Consider the following 15203-nt stretch of genomic DNA (forward strand, 5'->3'; position numbering starts at 1 on the left):
TTTATCAGGGGGTCGGTCGCAATCTTTCCGCATCAGCGGCGGCGACTCGAATAACTGTACACGCGACACAGCCCCCACACAAATCCACCCCCACCACCAGCCCCACACCCCAAAAACCCCGCCACCACACGGAAAACAAGCCCCCAAGCCGGCCTCCTCCGGGCGAACCGGCGAAATCCGGCCTTGTGCGGTGCGTCACTCACCCCTGCCCGCGAAGCAGCTACCGCTCTCAGCACCGCTGTTGCCCGGCGTCGGGCCTTAAACGCAAAAGGGCCGGCGCCACTAGGCGCCGGCCCTTTTCAAGCCACTGGATTCAGGGGTACTGAATTACCAGGAAGACTTCGTGATGCCCGGGAGCTCACCGCGGTGAGCCATGTCGCGGAAGCGAACACGGGAGATGCCGAACTTCTGGAAGGTACCGCGCGGGCGGCCATCGATGATGTCGCGGTTACGCAGACGTACCGGTGAGGCGTTGCGGGGCAGCTTCTGCAGGCCGAGGCGAGCGGCTTCGCGAACTTCGTCGGTCGAGTTGGGGTCAACCAGAGCCTTCTTCAGTTCGAGGCGCTTTGCAGCGTAACGCTCGACGATGACTTTACGCTGTTCGTTCTTAGCGATCATTGACTTCTTAGCCATGTGTTTAGCGCTCCTCTCGGAATTCGACGTGCTTGCGGATGCGGGGGTCGTACTTCTTCAGAACCATACGGTCCGGGTCGTTACGACGGTTCTTGCGCGTCACGTAGGTGTAACCCGTGCCCGCGGTCGACTTGAGCTTGATGATCGGACGTACGTCCTTGTCCTTAGCCATTAGAGCTTCACTCCTCGTGCCAGGATGGCGGCTACGACTACGTCGATGCCACGCACGTCGATGGTCTTGATGCCACGTGCAGAGACCTGCAGGGTGACATTACGGCGCAGGGACGGAACCCAGTAGCGCTTCTTCTGGATGTTCGGGTCGAACCGACGCTTGTTGCGTCGGTGCGAGTGCGAAATGCTGTGTCCAAAGCCCGGCTCGGCTCCGGTCACCTGGCAGTGTGCTGCCATGACGACTCTCCTCAAAATAAATGAAACGGTTGCGGAGTTCCCGCGTAACCTTGCGACAGGCGGCGTCCGCATCCAGCGCCCGCACGTAGTTCCGCGGTGTTCAGGCAGACGGGGAAAACCGGCTACATTCAACACTGCGGCGAAGTTTGCGGGCCACGGCGACCGGGCGGCGGAACCTTTCGGAAAGCCGCTGCGAAGTGCCGGGATGCTGGGCGAATACAGGAGTGCACGCAACTTGAGCCCCTAACTACCGGCCATCAGGACTGTCGACATTGCAGACAGATCCCGCCAACCGGAGCAATTGCACACGCTCCGCGCCACCTAGCGCCTACCAAGTCTACGAGCTTGACGAATTAAAGGCCAATCCGGTATTCGGAGGTGTATAAGGGCCTCCTGCCGATCGGGCCGAAAGTCACATCGGCACCCCAGCGCATTCACAGCCAATTGATAGGCCACGGGCGGACCGTGGAACCATGAATTCCTCACCCCAGCAGGCCGTGCCGGCCGCGACGATCCGGACTCCCGTAGAGCGGTTCCGTGGCCGGGCCCGGAGCCGCTTGCTGCGTGAAGATCTGCTGACTGTAGCCGCCTGCGCTTCGGTGGCCCTTGCCGTGGCGCTGTGGCTGGCCGACGGCGGCGCCGGCGGTTTCTCGACCCTCGCCGGCTCCTTCACGGCATTGGGTATCGTCGCTGGCCTCGTCGGGATGGATCTTGTGCTCCTGATGCTGCTGTTGGTGGCACGTATTCCGTTGATCGACGGCGCTGTCGGGCATGACCGCGCCCTCGAATTTCACCGGCGGCTCGGCAAACCGTCGCTTTACCTGCTGCTCGCGCACGGAATCCTGATCGCGATCGGGTATGGGCTGGCCGAAGGGCTCGATCCGGTCAGTGAGCTCGTGGCACTCTGGGTCCTGGTTCCGGACATGTGGCTCGCCATCGTATCCATCGTGTTGTTTACAGCCGTGGTGGTCACCTCTGTCGTGACGGTCCGGCGCCGGCTCCCGTACGAGTTCTGGTACGTCGTCCATCTGCTGACCTATGCGGCGGTGCTGACCGCGATCCCGCATCAGTTCAGCGTCGGCGGTCTCTTCGCCGAGGGCACCTGGCAGCGCTGGTACTGGCTGGCCATCTGCGTGATCACCGGCGCCGCCCTGGCCCACTACCGCTTACTGGAGCCGCTGGTGGCCAGTGTCCGGCACCAGCTAAGGGTGAGCCGCGTCGTCATGGAGGCTCCCGGCGTTGTCAGTGTTGAACTGACCGGCCGCCACGTCGACGAATTGGCCGGGAACGGCGGCCGGTTTTTCATCTGGAGGTTCCTGGCCCCGCGCATGTGGTGGCATCCGCACCCGTTCAGCCTCTCCGCAGAGCCCGTGCTGTTCGACTCCGCGGGCCGGGGCCGACTGCGGATTACCGTGCGCAATCTCGGCCGGGGGTCGGCACAGCTTGCGGGGCTGAAACCCGGGACCCGGGTGGCCGTCGAGGGGCCCTACGGGCTCTTCAGCACAGCGGCCCGCAGCCGGAACCGCGTCGTGCTGATTGGCGCGGGCATCGGAATCACCCCGATCCGCGCCCTGCTGGAGGGCACGCCCTTCGACCCGGGCAACGCAACGGTGATGCTCCGCGGCCACAGTGAGTCAGAACTCTACCTGGGTGACGAAATCCTGGAACTTTGCCGCCGCCGCGGCGCCACTCTCTTCCACCTCACAGGCCCCCGGTCCGCCGGCGAACAGAGCTGGCTTCCTGAGTCGGCGGTTGATTCGGGGCACCGGCTGGCCAGCTACGACCCGGACATCGCCGACGCCGACGTGTATATCTGCGGTCCCGATGCCTGGGCGCGCAGCGCGATCAGGGCGGCCCGCGCAGCCGGTGTCCGCGACGAACAACTCCACTACGAAAGGTTCGACTGGTGAGAATACGGGCAGCGGTTTCTGCAGCCTTGGCATCCGCCGGGATTCTTCTGGCTGGCTGGCAGTCAGGAGCGCACGTCGCGGACACGGGAAGCGCGGCGGCGGCCGCGTCAACCGCCACGTCGTCCGGCGCGAGCGGGATCAGCGGAGGCGCCCCGGGAAGTAGCGGAGGCAGTGCCGGGGCGGCGACGACGGCCACCGGAACCTTTGCCGGCAGTGCGGTGCAGACCCGCTTCGGCACCGTTCAGGTGCAGATCACCGTGAACGCGGGGGCAATCACGGATGTCACCGCGCTGCAGTTGACCGACGACGACCGCAAATCCGTGCAAATCAGCAACCGGGCGGCGCCCCTGCTCCGTGACGAGGTGATCAAGGCACAGTCCGCCCAGGTGCAGACGATCAGCGGCGCCACCGTCACCAGCGACGCCTATCTAAGTTCACTTCAGGGAGCCCTCGATGCAGCCAACCTTTAGGCCCTTGCCCGCCGAACATCCGGCGCAAAGCGCCACCAACCCGAACGGTCCCGCCCTGAAAAGCAGGACCTTCCAGTGCATGGGAACCGTGATCAGCCTCGCCCTGCCGGCCGGCGCTGCGCCGCAGGACACCGGACGCGTGCTGGACGGTGCCGCGGCCGCCGTCGAACGCGTGTTTGCCGGCCTGGACGAGATGTTCAGCCTTTACCGTCCTGATTCCGAAGCGAGCCGGCTCGCCCGGGGGGAGGTCACGCTCCGGGACGCCTCGGCGGCATTCCGCGCCCGTTTTGCGGACGCCACGGGGTGGCGGCTGCTGACGGACGGCTTCTTCACCCCTGAACGGCCCGACGGCGTGCTGGACCTCTCGGGAATCATCAAGGGCTATGCGATCGACCAGGCGGCTACGGCCCTGCAGGCGGCCGGCGTCGAGGACTGGTGCCTGAACGCCGGCGGCGATGTGCTGGTGAGCGGCTCGCCGGCACCGGGGGCCGGGTCCCCGTGGCTGGCGGGCGTCGTGGATCCGCTGGATCGAGGGGCGCTCCTCTCGGGCTTCCCCCTGGGCGCCGCGGGCCGCTTCGCCGCGCTGGCGACGTCCGGAACGGCTGAACGCGGAAACCACATTTGGCGGGCCGGAGTGGGCCGTACGGAATTCCGCCGCTCCGAATTCCGCCAGGCGTCGGTGGCGGCCGCGGACATTGTCACGGCGGACGTGCTGGCAACGGCCATCGTCGCCGGCGGACGGCCGATGCTGAACTGGGCCACGGACAGCTGGGACGTCGAGGTGCTTGCCGTCCTCGGCAGCGGGGAGCTGCTCGCGACGCCGGGGTTCCGTGCTTAGAGGTGCGTGAGCCGGGGGTAGCGCGGTGCCAGACCGTCGCCTGAGGACTTCCCCGTGACCCGGCGGACCACCCACGGTCCGGCGAATTCCCGGACCCAGCGGGCGTTGGCGCGGAGTGCCTCGGCCCGGCTGAGTTCCGGAACCGGGGTCATGGGCGGAACGTCGATCGAGTGGTCGTGCTCCAGGACGGTGAGGACGCGCTTGGCCATGTTCGCGTGGCCGGCGGCGGACATGTGCATCCGGTCGGTGGCCCACATGCCCCAGTCGTAGTACTCGCTGAAACGCCAGTAGTCCACCAAGAGGGCGCCGTGATCGCCGGCGATGCCGCGGACCAGTTCGTTGTAGATGGCGGTCCGGCCGCGCGTCGTGCCAAAGATCTTCGAGCCACGGGAATCAAAGCCGGTGAACATCACAATGGTCGCGCCGGTGGCTTTGAGCTTGCGGATGCCGGCGTCATAGTCCACCAGGAGGTCGTCGATATCCACCTTGGGCCGGAGGATATCGTTGGCCCCGGCGTAGATGCTCACCAGGGTGGGGTTGAGGGCGACGGCGGCATCGACCTGTTCGGCCATGATCTGGCGGACCTTCCGGCCGCGGATGGCGAGGTTCGCATACCCGAAGCCCGGATCGGCGGCGCCGAGCTGCTCGGCCACCCGGTCCGCCCAGCCCCGGACACCATTGGGGCGGGTGGGGTCGTCGTCGCCGACGCCTTCCGTAAAGGAATCGCCAAGGGCTACATAGCGGGACGTGAAATCCATAGTCCCAGTCTGCCAGCCGTTGCCCCAAGCAAACAAAGTGGGGCGCAAACAACGTGTGAAGCCGGCGGCCGCTACTCGCGGATCCGGACCGCCGACTCGCGCAGGTACTGCTCCACCCGGGTGTAGGCGTCCCGGGTCAGGGCCTTCCAGAGGGCGATGGCCAGGCGCGGGTCGGCGCTTTCCAGCTCGGAAATGGCCTCCGCGCTGAGCACCATGAGTTCCACCGGCCCCATGGCCCGGACCGTGGTCTCCTGCCTGCTGCCGCTTCCCAGCGCCAGTTCGCCGAACGTCATGCCGGCGCTGAGGGTATTGAGCTGGACCCGTTCTGCGCTGGGTCCCGGGGAGGTGCTGCTGACCTTGCCGGAGGTGATGAAGTAGACCCCGCCGAACCGCAGCCCGACACGGCGGATGACGTCGCCGTCGTCGAACGATTTTGGGGTCATGAGGGCTTCCAGCGCCGCGGCATCCGCTTCGTCCAGCGGCGCCAGGGCCGGCGACGCGGTGACCGGCACGTGGTCCGGCAGCAACAGCCGGTTCCCGTAGCGTTCCAGCAGGCGGTTCTCGCAATATTCGACGGCGGCGTTCCGGCTCGCGAAGGACGCCACCGGCTGCTGCGCGGACTTCCCGAGGGCCTCCGACACGGACCCATGGGCCTCGATGAGCACGAGCTCCCGGCCGGCGCCGGCGAGTCCGTCCCGTGACGCTTCCAGCATGCGCAGGGCCACCTCGCTGACCTGGTCGGTGCGGCGCAGGTCCAGGACCACCAGCTCGACGTCGTCCTCAAGGCTGCTGAGTTCCCGGACCATGGACTCGGTTCCGGCGAAGAGGAGGTCGCCGTTGAGCTCGATCACGCGGGCGCGGTGGCCGTGCGAGCGGAGGACGTCGGCGGCCTCGTCATTGCGGCGGATGCCCGAGGGCGTCTCGGTGACGTCGTAAGCGGCAAGGATTGCGGACCGGCCGGTCCGGGCAGCGCGGACGAAGTGCAGTTCCATGTCCCGGGAAAGGCGCTGGGCGGTGGCGAGGCCGCGGACGCTGCTGCCGTGCTCATCCAGCGGCGGTGAATAGACCGCGAGGCCCACCTGGCCGGGCAGCACGGCGATGATCCCGCCGGCCACCCCGCTCTTTCCCGGCATGCCCACGCTGCTGATCCACGCTCCGGCGTCGTCGTACATGCCGGAGGTCATCATGACGGACAGGACGCGTTCCACCGGGCCGATGCCCAGCACCTGTTTGCCGCTGAGCGGATTCCGGCCGCCGTTGGCGAGGGTCGCGGCCATGATGGAAAGGTCGAAGCAGTTCACCAGGACGGAGCACTGGCGGAAATAGTCCTCCAGGACCGGCGTCGGGTCATCCTCAATGATGTTGAACGAGCGCAGCAGGTACGCCAGCGCCGTGTTGCGGTGACCGTGCTTGAGCTCGGATTCGAAGACCTTCTCGCTGACCGAGAGCTGACGGCCGGCGAAGGCGGAGTATGTGCTGAGGATCCGTTTGAAACCGGACTGCCCGCCGGACCCGGTGATCAGCGAGGTGGCTGTGAGGGCGCCGGCGTTGATCATCGCATTGGCGGGCCGGCCCGTTCCTTCGGCCAGGGAGATCTCGTTGAAGGAGTCCCCCGACGGTTCCACATCCACTTTGGCGTCCACGGCCTCGCTGCCGAGGTCCTCGAGGGCCAGCCCATAGGTGAAGGGCTTGGAGATGGACTGGATGGTGAATTCCTCGCGGGTGTCCCCGATCTCGTACACCGTGCCGTCCACGGTGGCGAGGGCGATGCCGAAGTTGTTGGGGTCCACATTGGCCATGGCCGGAATGGTGTTGTACGGCGAACCGTCCTTGAGCTGGGCGATTTCGGCGTGGACCCGGCGCAGGTAGCTGTAGATCGGCGATTCCATAAGGCCAACACTAAGCGACGCCGTCGCGGGGCCGTCGCTGCGGCGGACCCTAGACCGGCTTGCCGTCCCGCAGGATCCAGTGGTCCTTGTCCAGGCGGCCCACGATCTTCTCGCCGATCCGGGCGAGGTCGGCAACGTCCTCATCGCTCAGGGCGTCGAGGAACAGCGAGCGGACAGCCTCAACGTGGGCGGGGGCGAGCTCCACGATGGTTTCCATCCCGGCGTCGGTGAGGTGCGCCGTCGTCACCCGGGCGTCCCCCGGGTGCGGGCGGCGCTCCACCCAGCCGCGGGTCTGCAGTTTGGTGACCACGTGCGAGAGCCGGGACAGGGAGGCGCTGGTGCGCGCGGCCAGTTCGCTCATCGGCAGGAAACGGCCGTCTGCCTCGGAGAGCATCGCCAGGACGTTGTAGTCGAAGAGGGAGAGCTTGCGCGCGTGGTGCAGTTGGGTGTCCAATGCCGCCGGCAGGAGGGTGTTGATGCTCACCTGGGCCAGCCAGGCCCGGCGTTCGTCGGCGTTCAGCCAGCGCGGTTCAGTCATGGATACAGTCTAGGAGCATTGAAGCTTGACGGTTCAACTTCACGGGAATCCGTGACAGGGGAATTGCCCGCCGCGGTGGTGCGCGCAGGCGCTAGGCTGGCCCTATGTATGTAGTCTCCCTGACCTACAAGGTCCCCGAAGAGATCGTTGACTTCCATCTCCCGGCCCACGTCACGTGGCTGCAGGAGGCCTTCGACCAGGGGATCTTCTTGGTCGCGGGGCGGAAAATCCCGCGCACCGGGGCGCTCCTGCTCTCCACCGCTGACCGCGATGCCCTGGATGCTTCCCTGGCCAAGGATCCGTTCTATGTCAACGGCGTGGCCGAGTTCGACGTCGAGGAGTTCCACGCGAGCCGGGTGGCCCCGGGCTACGAGAACCTGCTGGACAGCTGAGCTGCCTGCAGGCCTGTTTGGCCGTTCAGCCTGCAGGGACCTTGGCGGCCAGCTTCTTCAGTCCGGCCTTCGGCGGGACCCTCACCGGTTCCGGCCATCGCGGGCTGAGTTCGTCTCCCAGCGTGACGCCGCGAAGCTTGCGCCCGAAGAGCGGCAGGACCCAGTCGTGGACCCAGCGGCGCTGCCGGCGTTCCCAGTCCCGGAGTCCGCTCTTCGACGGCGGCTCCCACTCCTTCGGCTTGATCTTGTGCGGAACCCCCAGCTGGTCCAGGACCTGGCCCGCGAGATACTTATGCCCCGCCTTGGACATGTGCAGACGGTCCGAATCCCACATCCGCGGATCGTAGAACGCGTCGAAACACCAGTAGTCCACCAGCACAGCCTCGTACCTCGCGGCTACCTCGCGCACCCGCTGGTTGTAATAGGCGTTCCGCCTCTTGAGCGGTTCCAGCAGCGCCGAGACCCGGACGTCGAAACCGGTGAAGAGCACCACCGTGGCTCCGGTGGCGGCCAGCCGGGCCACAAGGACCTCGTAGTCCTTCATCAGGGCGTGGATGTCGGCCCCGATATCCAGGATGTCGTTCCCGCCCGCGTACAGGGTGACCAGGGTTGGCTCCATGGCCAGCGCGGGTTCCAGCTGTTCGGCGATGATGTGCCGCAGCCTCTTGCTCCGGATGGCGAGATTGGCGTACTCCCACCCCGGGTCCGCCTTGGCCAGTTGCTCCGCCACCCGGTCCGCCCAGCCGCGCACCCCGTTCGGCAGCCGGGCACTGTAGTCCCCCACCCCCTCGGTGAAGGAATCCCCCAGGGCCACATAGACGCGCCGGCCACGAGCGCCCGGGGCAAGAAGGTTCTCAGCCATGCCGCCCACGCTAGCCAGCCCGGACGACGTCGGGGTTAACAAGCGGGGCACGCCAGGTGAGCAGAAGACAGGCCCCGCCGGCGAGGGGCGCCGGTGAAGGTGCGGCCGGCGGACGAAAGGTGAGAAGACCACAAGGCCGCTGCCGGTGCTTTGCAGAGGAGCGCATCGCCGACTAAGGCCGCCGGCGGCCGCAGGAGGAAGGAAGGCCGCGAGGGGCCCGAACTGAGCTTGCGAAGTTTGGGAAGCGGCCGACCGCTAAGCGACGGCAAAGCAGCGGTTGCGGCCGAAAGCCCGGCAGGAACTGCGGGAGCGTTGGAACAATAGGAGCAACAACTGCGGGAGGGTCGCTTACAACTCGGCCTTCCCCTGCCGCCAGTACCCCATAAACGCCACCTGCTTCCGGTCGATCCCCACGTCCCGCACAAGGTACCGGCGCATCTCCTTGACGACCCCAGCTTCACCGGCGATCCAGGCGTAGAACGGCATGGCCCCTGCAGGCTTGTCCGGATTCCTGCTGGCGCTGATCGCCGCGGCATCCATCCGGGCGGGGGTCTCCCACAGGATGTCGCGGTCCACGTTGACGTCCTCGGGTTCGGGCCCGGCGGCCGGCTCGGGGGCTGAGCGGAGCCCCACCCAGCCGGGGAGCGTGACGGCGGCGCGGACCGCTTCCTGCAACAGTTCGCCGTGCGGACGCGACCGGCCGATCGCCGCGCCGCGCGCCAGCCAGGTGATCTCGACGTCGGCGGCTGTTGTGATGCCTTGGAAGTCGCCGGCTTCCGGGACCTCCAGGATGGCGTGGCCGCTGACGTACGGCGGCAGGCTCTCAAGAATGGCGCTGATGGCAGGAACGGCCGTCTCATCTCCGGCCAGCAGGACCCGCTGGGCCAGCCCCGGACGCCACTCGATCCCGGAGTAGGTTCCGGCCGTGACGCAGTGCGCGGCCCGGTTGTTGGGTCCGATCAGGGTCAGGGTGTCCCCCGGCTTGGCGTTGAGGGCCCAGTTGGCTGCCGGCCCGCCGTGGCCGGCGTCGTCAAAGTGCAAAACGAAGTCGACGTCGAGTTCCGGGTAGACGGCATCAAGGCGTTCCTGGCGCACGGTGTAGGTGCGCATGGAGCCCCGGGTCTGCGGATCCATGGCCAGCCATTCGCGGTACCAGCCGGTCTCCTCCATCCGGAACTCCGGCAACGGCAGCGCGGTGCCGTCCGGGGCCAGCGAGGGGATCATGAGTTTGATGCGCAGGTCCAGGGTGCTGCCGTGGACGCCGAAGTTCCGCAGCGAATAGCCGCCCAGCGTGACGCGCCGGAAGTTGGGGCCGAGCTGCTGGACCGCCGTGACCTGGACGTCGAACGCCAGGGTCATGGGTTCGGTGGCGAGCGGGGTCCGGAGAGCCGCCGGGGCGCGTTCCGTGGTGGGTTCTTTGGCAGTCATGGGACCAGCTCCAGGGTTGTGGTGTGCGTGGATTGGGAGTGGTGGCGGCCCAGCGGGATGATCAGGGGTGCGCCGGACACCGGGTCGGGGAGCACCCGGGACGCCAGACCGAACACGTCGCGGACCAGTTCCTCGGTAACCACGGTCCGGGAGGTTCCCTCCGCCACGATTTGTCCGTCTTTCATGGCGATGATGTGGTCCGCGTACCTCGCGGCGAGGTTGAGGTCGTGCAGCACGATTGCCACGGTGGTGCCGCGCTGCCGGTTGAGGTCCGTGATGAGGTCCAGGACCTCCACCTGATGGGTGAGGTCCAGGTACGTGGTGGGCTCATCCAGCAGCAGCACACCGGTTTCCTGGGCCAGGGCCATCGCGATCCACACCCGCTGCCGCTGCCCGCCGGAGAGTTCGTCGACGTTCCGCGCGGCGAGTTCCAGCGTGTCGGTGGCAGCCATGGCCTGCTGTACGGCACGCTCGTCCTCCCTCGAGCCGCCTGCCGGCCGGGACCGGAAGAATCCTTGGTGCGGGTAGCGGCCGCGGCACACGAGATCCCGGACGGTGATGCCATCCGGCGCCGTGGGATGCTGCGGAAGCAGGCCCAAGGTGCGGGCCACCTCGCGGGCCGGACGGCTGTGGATGTCCCGGCCGTCCAGGGTGACGGTGCCGGCCGCGGGCTTGAGCAGCCGGGCCAGGCCCCGGAGCAGGGTGGATTTGCCGCAGGCGTTGGCGCCGACAATCATGGTCACCTTGCCCTCGGGGATATCCGCGCTGAGGTCCTCGATCACCACCCGCTGATCGTATTTCAGCGTCAGGCCGGAGGTCTGAAGGGTTGCCATCTCAGGCGTCCTTTCGATTGGAAGTGACGAGCAGCCAGAGCAGGAACGGGGCACCAAGAGCACCCGTGATGACACCGACCGGAAGCACCGTTCCGTCCAGCACGAGCGGTGCGATGTTGGCCGCGACGTAGTCGGCGGCCAGGACGATCAGCACGCCGGTCAGGGCCGACGCCGGCAGGCTGGCCTTGCCCACGACGCGGCGCGCGATCGGCCCGGCGAGGAAGGCGACGAACGCCACAGGCCCGGCTGCCGCCGTCGCGGCTGCGGCGAGGCCGACGGCGGTGATCACGATCGCCAGCCGGGCCGCACCCACCCTGACGCCGAGGCCCGCGGCGGTGTCGTCGCCGAGTTCGAGGATGCGCAGCGGTCCGGCGAGCAGCGCGACGGCGGGAATCAGCACCAGCAGTGCGAGGCCGAGAACCCCGGCCCGGTCCCAGTTCGCGGAGTTGAGCGAACCGTTGAGCCACACCAGGACGTCGGCGGCGGTGCGGATATCCGTTCTGGTCAGCAGGAAGCTGACCACGGCATGGAGAGCCGCGGCGATGCCCACGCCGGCCAGGATCAGCCGGCTGCCGGCGGCATCGCCCCGGTGTCCGCCGGAACCGAGCGATCCACTGCGGGAGATGGCGTAGATGAGGGTGGCCACGCCCAGCGCGCCCGCGAAGGCGGCGCCCGAAACCGCGGCCCCGGTGGCGCCGAAGACGACGATCGCCGTCACCGCCGCCGCGCTGGCCCCGTAGCTGATGCCGATCACGTCCGGGCTGGCGAGGGGATTGCGGAGCATGGTCTGAAACAGCGCCCCGGACAGCCCGAACGCGGCGCCGATCAGGGTTCCCACGACGGCGCGCGGCAGCTTGTGCTCCATCACAATGAAGCTGGCGCCGGGGATCTTCTCCCCGCCGGTGAGGTGTGCGCCCAGGATCCGGAAGAAGTCGGGGATGGTGACGGTGTAGCTGCCCAGGAGCACGCACGCGGCGAAGAGCGCCACGACCGCCAGGGCCAGCGCGCCCGTCCGCCGGTGTTGCACTATCAGTCTTGGTCGCTCAGCCGCCGTTTTGGCGACGGTAAGTGAGAGGTCAACGGGGGTTTTGGTTTCGGCGAGTGTCATAGCCCGGCCCCCTTGCCGCGCCGGACCAGCCAGACGAACACCGGGGCACCGATGAGCGCGGTCATGATCCCGGCCGGGACTTCACCCGGAAGCAGGATGACGCGGCCGGCCACGTCGGCGGCCAGCAGCAGGGCCGGCGCGAGGACCAGCGAGAAGGGCAGGATCCAGCGGTAGTCGGGGCCCGTGAGGAAGCGGACGGCGTGCGGGATGATGAGGCCCACGAAGCCGATCGGGCCGGCGAGGGCCGTGGCTGATCCGCAGAGCAGGACGATGCCCAGGGCGGTAACGCCGCGGACCAGCCCCACCCGCTGGCCCAGCCCGCGCGCGATGTCGTCGCCAAGGGCGAGGTTATTGAGGACCCGGCCCGCGGCGAGCACAATCGCGGCTCCCAGCAGGAGGAACGGCAGGGCCGGGAGGATCACGGACCAGTCGCGGCCGGCGATCCCGCCGACCTGCCAGAACCGGAACCGTTCCAGGGTGTCCCGGCTGGACACCAGGATGACATTCATGAGCGAAAAGAGCCCCGCACTCAGGGCCGCGCCCGCGAGGGCGAGTTTCACCGGCGTCGCACCGTCCCGGCCGAGCGACGCGACCAGATAGACCAGCACGGCAGCGGCCGCGGCCCCGAGGAACGCGAACCAGATGTAGCCGCCCAGCGAGGCCACGCCGAAGACGTAGATCCCGGTGACCACTGCCAGCGCGGCGCCGGCGTTGATGCCGATAATGCCCGGGTCCGCGAGGGGATTGCGGGCAACGCCCTGCATGGCCGCGCCGGCCAGCCCCAGGGCGCCGCCGGCAAGCAAGCCCAGGACGGTGCGCGGGATGCGGGCGTGGACCACGGCGTGGTCACCGTTGGCGGGATCGAAGTGCGTCAGCGCCTGCCAGACGGTTTCCAGGGCAAGGCCCCGGGCGCCGATGGCGAGCGACGCCGCGGTCACGAGCGCAAGCACGACGACGGCGGCCAGCAGCCAGACTGCACGGGGCCCCCGGGCGGGGAAGATCCCAGCGATGTGGGTCTCCGGTGCAGGTCTGGCGGCTGCGGGGGCCGCCGTCGTCGTAAGTGGGCTCATGGAGGAGTGGCTACTTTGCTACTTTGTCCGCTGCACCGGCGAGCTGCGGCAGGAAGGTGTCCAGGGACCAGGGCAGGCTCAGCGGCGAGGACGCGGAGATGGACAACGTGAGGGTGTTGTCCGAGTCCGCCACGAGCGCGCCGGTCTTGACGGCCGGGATCTGGGCCATCAGCGGGTCGGCCTGGACGGCCTTGGCGGCGGCGGCGTCGGCGACCCAGGTCACGAAGATATCCGATTCCAGTTCGTTGGCCTTCTCGGCGGACCAGGGGATGTAGAACTCCTTGGATCCCTTGGAGTTTTCGTCCACGACGGAGGCCTGCTTCATGCCGATAGAGCTGAGGAACCGGGGGCGGTTGTCGTTGGCGGTGTAAAGGCCGATTTTCTCGGTGGCCGCGGGGTCCAGGTTGCCGTAGATGAAGGTCTTGCCGGCCAGCTGCGGGTATTTGGAGGCCTTGTCCTGGATGGTGGCCTCGGTGTCGGCGACCAGTTTGGCGGCTTCGGTTTCCTTGCCGAGGGCCTTGCCGATGATGGTGGTGGAGTCCTGCCAGGACGTTCCGTAGGCCACCTCGGGGTGGGCCACCACGGGGGCGATTTCGCTGAGCTTCTTGTAGTCCTCCGCCGTGAGGCCGGAGTAGGCGCCCAGGATGACGTCCGGGTTGAGCTTGGCGATTTCGGTGAAGTTGACACCGTCGGCCTCGGAGAACTGTGCCGGGGCCTTGTCGGAACCGAAGCCGGCTCCGAGCTTCTCCAGCGCGGCGTCCTTCCACGGGGTTGATCCCTTGTCGTTGCCGCCCCATTCGTTCTTCGGGACACCGACCGGAACCACACCGAGGGCAATCGCCACGTCGTCATTGACCCAGGAAACGGTGACGACCCGCTGCGGCTGTTCCTTGATGGTTGTCTCGCCAAACGCGTGCTTGAGGGTCACCGGGAACGCGGAGCTGGCCGCCTGGCTGGGGGACTCTGCCGCGGTGGAGCTGGCCGGGCCAGTAGAGCAGGCGGTCAGCGCGAGGGCGGCAGCGGCCAGGACCGCGGTCGCCTGTCCGGTGGCGCGGAGGAAGCGGCGTCGGGGCAGAGCGCGGCTCGGGGTCGGGAGAGGCATGGGATTCCTTAGGTCAATGATGCGAACCTAAGTAAGGCTAGCCTATCCTCTGAGTAATTAAGCAACCCTTTCGTAACGTAATTGCCTCGATGGCTCGCTGCGCGGAGGTGCGGCCCGAAACTGGACACGCGTCACGGAGGTTTGCGAGGATGGGCCGGACCGGTCGAATCGGAACCGGTTCCGTGATTGAGTGATTGGTAGGGGAAGTGAGCATGCGCATCGAGATGATGTCTGCTGCCACGGTCAGCGGGGTGGCCGTTCTGGCCTGCAACGCGCCCGCACAGTTGCCAGCCCTCCCCCGGCAGTCGGGCACCGCTGCGGACTAGATCCGCGGGAACACCCTGTCCCCACCGGAATCGAAGGCTGGCTGCATCCTGCCCCCTTTACCGCCCTGGCGGCTGCCTCATGCCCGCCGGGCCGGACCCATCCGATTCCGAAGGATTCCGTCATGCAAAAACTCTCAGCGCAGCAGATCCGCTCGTCGTTTATCAATGCGAGCCGCTCCGAAGCCGCCAAACTCAACCTGCCGCCAAAACTGGACGCCCTGGACTGGGACAGACTGGACTTCCTCGGCTGGCGCGACGGGAAAATGCCGCTGCGCGGTTATCTGGTGCTGGCCGGCCCGAACGGTCCCATCGGAATGATGCTCCGGGCCCCCGAAGGCGGCGCCAAGAAGAACCGCGCCGTCCTTTGCGAGCTATGCCGCGACATCTACTCCAAGGACGACGTCCTATTGTGGGTGGCCAAACGTGCCGGGCAGTCCGGCCGCAACGGCAACACGGTGGGCACCCTGATCTGCGCCGACTTCGGGTGCTGCCGCAACGTTCGGGTGGAGCCTCCGGTGAACGAGATCAACCCGGACCCGGCCGCCGTAGTGCGCCGACAGATCGACGACTTGGCAGGCCGGACCGCCCAGTTCCTGGACCGCGTCAAGGGAACGTAGCGCCGCCAACAGCCTCCGGCA

General features: G+C 67.6%; 17 protein-coding genes. 5 read left to right on the plus strand and 12 right to left on the minus strand.

The features are described from left to right. Window positions 1-327: 327 nt before the first annotated feature. Genes rpsN through rpmB form a run of 3 tightly spaced genes read right to left on the minus strand, consistent with a single transcriptional unit; the run spans window position 328 to window position 1041 of the window. Window positions 328-633 (minus strand): 30S ribosomal protein S14, encoded by a 306-nt coding sequence (gene rpsN, locus AC6EUH_RS17740; protein WP_026266887.1) that lies wholly within the window; start codon window positions 631-633, stop codon window positions 328-330. A 4-nt stretch (window positions 634-637) separates the two neighbouring features. After that, a complete protein-coding gene (gene rpmG, locus AC6EUH_RS17745; RefSeq protein WP_011693743.1) occupies window positions 638-805 on the minus strand; it encodes a 50S ribosomal protein L33 in 168 nt (55 codons plus the stop codon). Further along, entirely contained in the window at window positions 805-1041 is a 237-nt protein-coding gene (gene rpmB / locus AC6EUH_RS17750; protein ID WP_011693744.1) for a 50S ribosomal protein L28, read from the minus strand. Before rpmB ends, rpmG begins: the two co-directional genes overlap by 1 nt. Window positions 1042-1514: 473 nt before the next feature. Here rpmB and AC6EUH_RS17755 point away from each other — a divergent pair, with 473 nt between their 5' ends. The 3 genes from AC6EUH_RS17755 to AC6EUH_RS17765 all read left to right on the plus strand — a co-directional run bounded on the left by AC6EUH_RS17755 (window position 1515) and on the right by AC6EUH_RS17765 (window position 4259). Beyond that, window positions 1515-2951, plus strand: a complete 1437-nt coding sequence (locus AC6EUH_RS17755) for a ferredoxin reductase family protein (RefSeq protein WP_499739443.1) — start codon at window positions 1515-1517, stop codon at window positions 2949-2951. Continuing rightward, window positions 2948-3421, plus strand: coding sequence for an FMN-binding protein (locus tag AC6EUH_RS17760; protein WP_499739444.1), 474 nt, complete (start codon window positions 2948-2950; stop codon window positions 3419-3421). The genes AC6EUH_RS17755 and AC6EUH_RS17760 overlap by 4 nt, the downstream gene beginning before the upstream one ends. Before the next feature lie 79 nt (window positions 3422-3500). Further along, complete coding sequence (locus AC6EUH_RS17765; RefSeq protein WP_499739464.1) at window positions 3501-4259, plus strand: FAD:protein FMN transferase; 759 nt, start codon at window positions 3501-3503, stop codon at window positions 4257-4259. On the opposite strand, the gene AC6EUH_RS17770 is transcribed toward AC6EUH_RS17765, so the two are convergent. From AC6EUH_RS17770 to AC6EUH_RS17780, 3 genes are all read right to left on the minus strand, one after another. Continuing rightward, window positions 4256-5017, minus strand: coding sequence for an SGNH/GDSL hydrolase family protein (locus AC6EUH_RS17770; protein ID WP_056427090.1), 762 nt, complete (start codon window positions 5015-5017; stop codon window positions 4256-4258). The genes AC6EUH_RS17765 and AC6EUH_RS17770 overlap by 4 nt on opposite strands. Window positions 5018-5088: 71 nt before the next feature. Continuing rightward, on the minus strand, window positions 5089-6906 hold the full coding sequence (gene glsA / locus AC6EUH_RS17775) for a glutaminase A (RefSeq protein WP_056427087.1): 1818 nt from the start codon (window positions 6904-6906) through the stop codon (window positions 5089-5091). 49 nt (window positions 6907-6955) lie between these two features. Beyond that, window positions 6956-7444, minus strand: a complete 489-nt coding sequence (locus AC6EUH_RS17780) for a MarR family winged helix-turn-helix transcriptional regulator (RefSeq protein ID WP_499739445.1) — start codon at window positions 7442-7444, stop codon at window positions 6956-6958. Between the two features lie 104 nt (window positions 7445-7548). Here AC6EUH_RS17780 and AC6EUH_RS17785 point away from each other — a divergent pair, with 104 nt between their 5' ends. After that, window positions 7549-7836, plus strand: coding sequence for a YciI family protein (locus AC6EUH_RS17785; RefSeq protein WP_499739446.1), 288 nt, complete (start codon window positions 7549-7551; stop codon window positions 7834-7836). 25 nt (window positions 7837-7861) lie between these two features. Here the strand turns inward: AC6EUH_RS17785 and AC6EUH_RS17790 are convergent, their stop codons facing one another. From AC6EUH_RS17790 to AC6EUH_RS17815, 6 genes are all read right to left on the minus strand, one after another. After that, complete coding sequence (locus AC6EUH_RS17790) at window positions 7862-8698, minus strand: SGNH/GDSL hydrolase family protein (protein WP_499739447.1); 837 nt, start codon at window positions 8696-8698, stop codon at window positions 7862-7864. 348 nt (window positions 8699-9046) lie between these two features. Beyond that, window positions 9047-10057, minus strand: a complete 1011-nt coding sequence (locus tag AC6EUH_RS17795; RefSeq protein ID WP_235500133.1) for a siderophore-interacting protein — start codon at window positions 10055-10057, stop codon at window positions 9047-9049. A 65-nt stretch (window positions 10058-10122) separates the two neighbouring features. Beyond that, complete coding sequence (locus AC6EUH_RS17800) at window positions 10123-10959, minus strand: ABC transporter ATP-binding protein (protein ID WP_499739448.1); 837 nt, start codon at window positions 10957-10959, stop codon at window positions 10123-10125. Between the two features lies 1 nt (window position 10960). Continuing rightward, entirely contained in the window at window positions 10961-12067 is a 1107-nt protein-coding gene (locus AC6EUH_RS17805) for a FecCD family ABC transporter permease (protein ID WP_499739449.1), read from the minus strand. After that, window positions 12064-13137: a FecCD family ABC transporter permease gene (locus tag AC6EUH_RS17810; RefSeq protein ID WP_056427068.1), complete on the minus strand. Its 1074-nt coding sequence runs from the start codon at window positions 13135-13137 to the stop codon at window positions 12064-12066. The genes AC6EUH_RS17805 and AC6EUH_RS17810 overlap by 4 nt, the downstream gene beginning before the upstream one ends. 10 nt (window positions 13138-13147) lie before the next feature. Further along, window positions 13148-14239 carry an iron-siderophore ABC transporter substrate-binding protein gene (locus tag AC6EUH_RS17815; RefSeq protein ID WP_056427066.1) on the minus strand — a complete coding sequence of 364 codons (1092 nt, stop codon included), beginning with the start codon at window positions 14237-14239 and terminating at the stop codon, window positions 13148-13150. 448 nt (window positions 14240-14687) lie between these two features. On the opposite strand from AC6EUH_RS17815, the gene AC6EUH_RS17820 reads away from it, so the two are divergent. Further along, a complete protein-coding gene (locus tag AC6EUH_RS17820; protein ID WP_056427063.1) occupies window positions 14688-15182 on the plus strand; it encodes an FBP domain-containing protein in 495 nt (164 codons plus the stop codon). Window positions 15183-15203 lie beyond the last annotated feature (21 nt).

The sequence above is a fragment of the Arthrobacter sp. 001422645 genome (assembly GCF_059816125.1).

Coding starts and splice junctions, on each gene's coding strand:
- AC6EUH_RS17810 (WP_056427068.1), bottom strand. CDS start 13,137: ATGAGCCCACTTACGACGACGGCGGCCCCCGCAGCCGCCAGACCTGCA.
- rpmG (WP_011693743.1), bottom strand. CDS start 805: ATGGCTAAGGACAAGGACGTACGTCCGATCATCAAGCTCAAGTCGACC.
- AC6EUH_RS17820 (WP_056427063.1), top strand. CDS start 14,688: ATGCAAAAACTCTCAGCGCAGCAGATCCGCTCGTCGTTTATCAATGCG.
- AC6EUH_RS17765 (WP_499739464.1), top strand. CDS start 3,501: ATGGGAACCGTGATCAGCCTCGCCCTGCCGGCCGGCGCTGCGCCGCAG.
- AC6EUH_RS17785 (WP_499739446.1), top strand. CDS start 7,549: ATGTATGTAGTCTCCCTGACCTACAAGGTCCCCGAAGAGATCGTTGAC.
- AC6EUH_RS17795 (WP_235500133.1), bottom strand. CDS start 10,057: ATGACCCTGGCGTTCGACGTCCAGGTCACGGCGGTCCAGCAGCTCGGC.
- AC6EUH_RS17805 (WP_499739449.1), bottom strand. CDS start 12,067: ATGACACTCGCCGAAACCAAAACCCCCGTTGACCTCTCACTTACCGTC.
- AC6EUH_RS17800 (WP_499739448.1), bottom strand. CDS start 10,959: ATGGCAACCCTTCAGACCTCCGGCCTGACGCTGAAATACGATCAGCGG.
- AC6EUH_RS17755 (WP_499739443.1), top strand. CDS start 1,515: ATGAATTCCTCACCCCAGCAGGCCGTGCCGGCCGCGACGATCCGGACT.
- rpsN (WP_026266887.1), bottom strand. CDS start 633: ATGGCTAAGAAGTCAATGATCGCTAAGAACGAACAGCGTAAAGTCATC.
- glsA (WP_056427087.1), bottom strand. CDS start 6,906: ATGGAATCGCCGATCTACAGCTACCTGCGCCGGGTCCACGCCGAAATC.
- AC6EUH_RS17780 (WP_499739445.1), bottom strand. CDS start 7,444: ATGACTGAACCGCGCTGGCTGAACGCCGACGAACGCCGGGCCTGGCTG.
- AC6EUH_RS17815 (WP_056427066.1), bottom strand. CDS start 14,239: ATGCCTCTCCCGACCCCGAGCCGCGCTCTGCCCCGACGCCGCTTCCTC.
- AC6EUH_RS17790 (WP_499739447.1), bottom strand. CDS start 8,698: ATGGCTGAGAACCTTCTTGCCCCGGGCGCTCGTGGCCGGCGCGTCTAT.
- rpmB (WP_011693744.1), bottom strand. CDS start 1,041: ATGGCAGCACACTGCCAGGTGACCGGAGCCGAGCCGGGCTTTGGACAC.
- AC6EUH_RS17770 (WP_056427090.1), bottom strand. CDS start 5,017: ATGGATTTCACGTCCCGCTATGTAGCCCTTGGCGATTCCTTTACGGAA.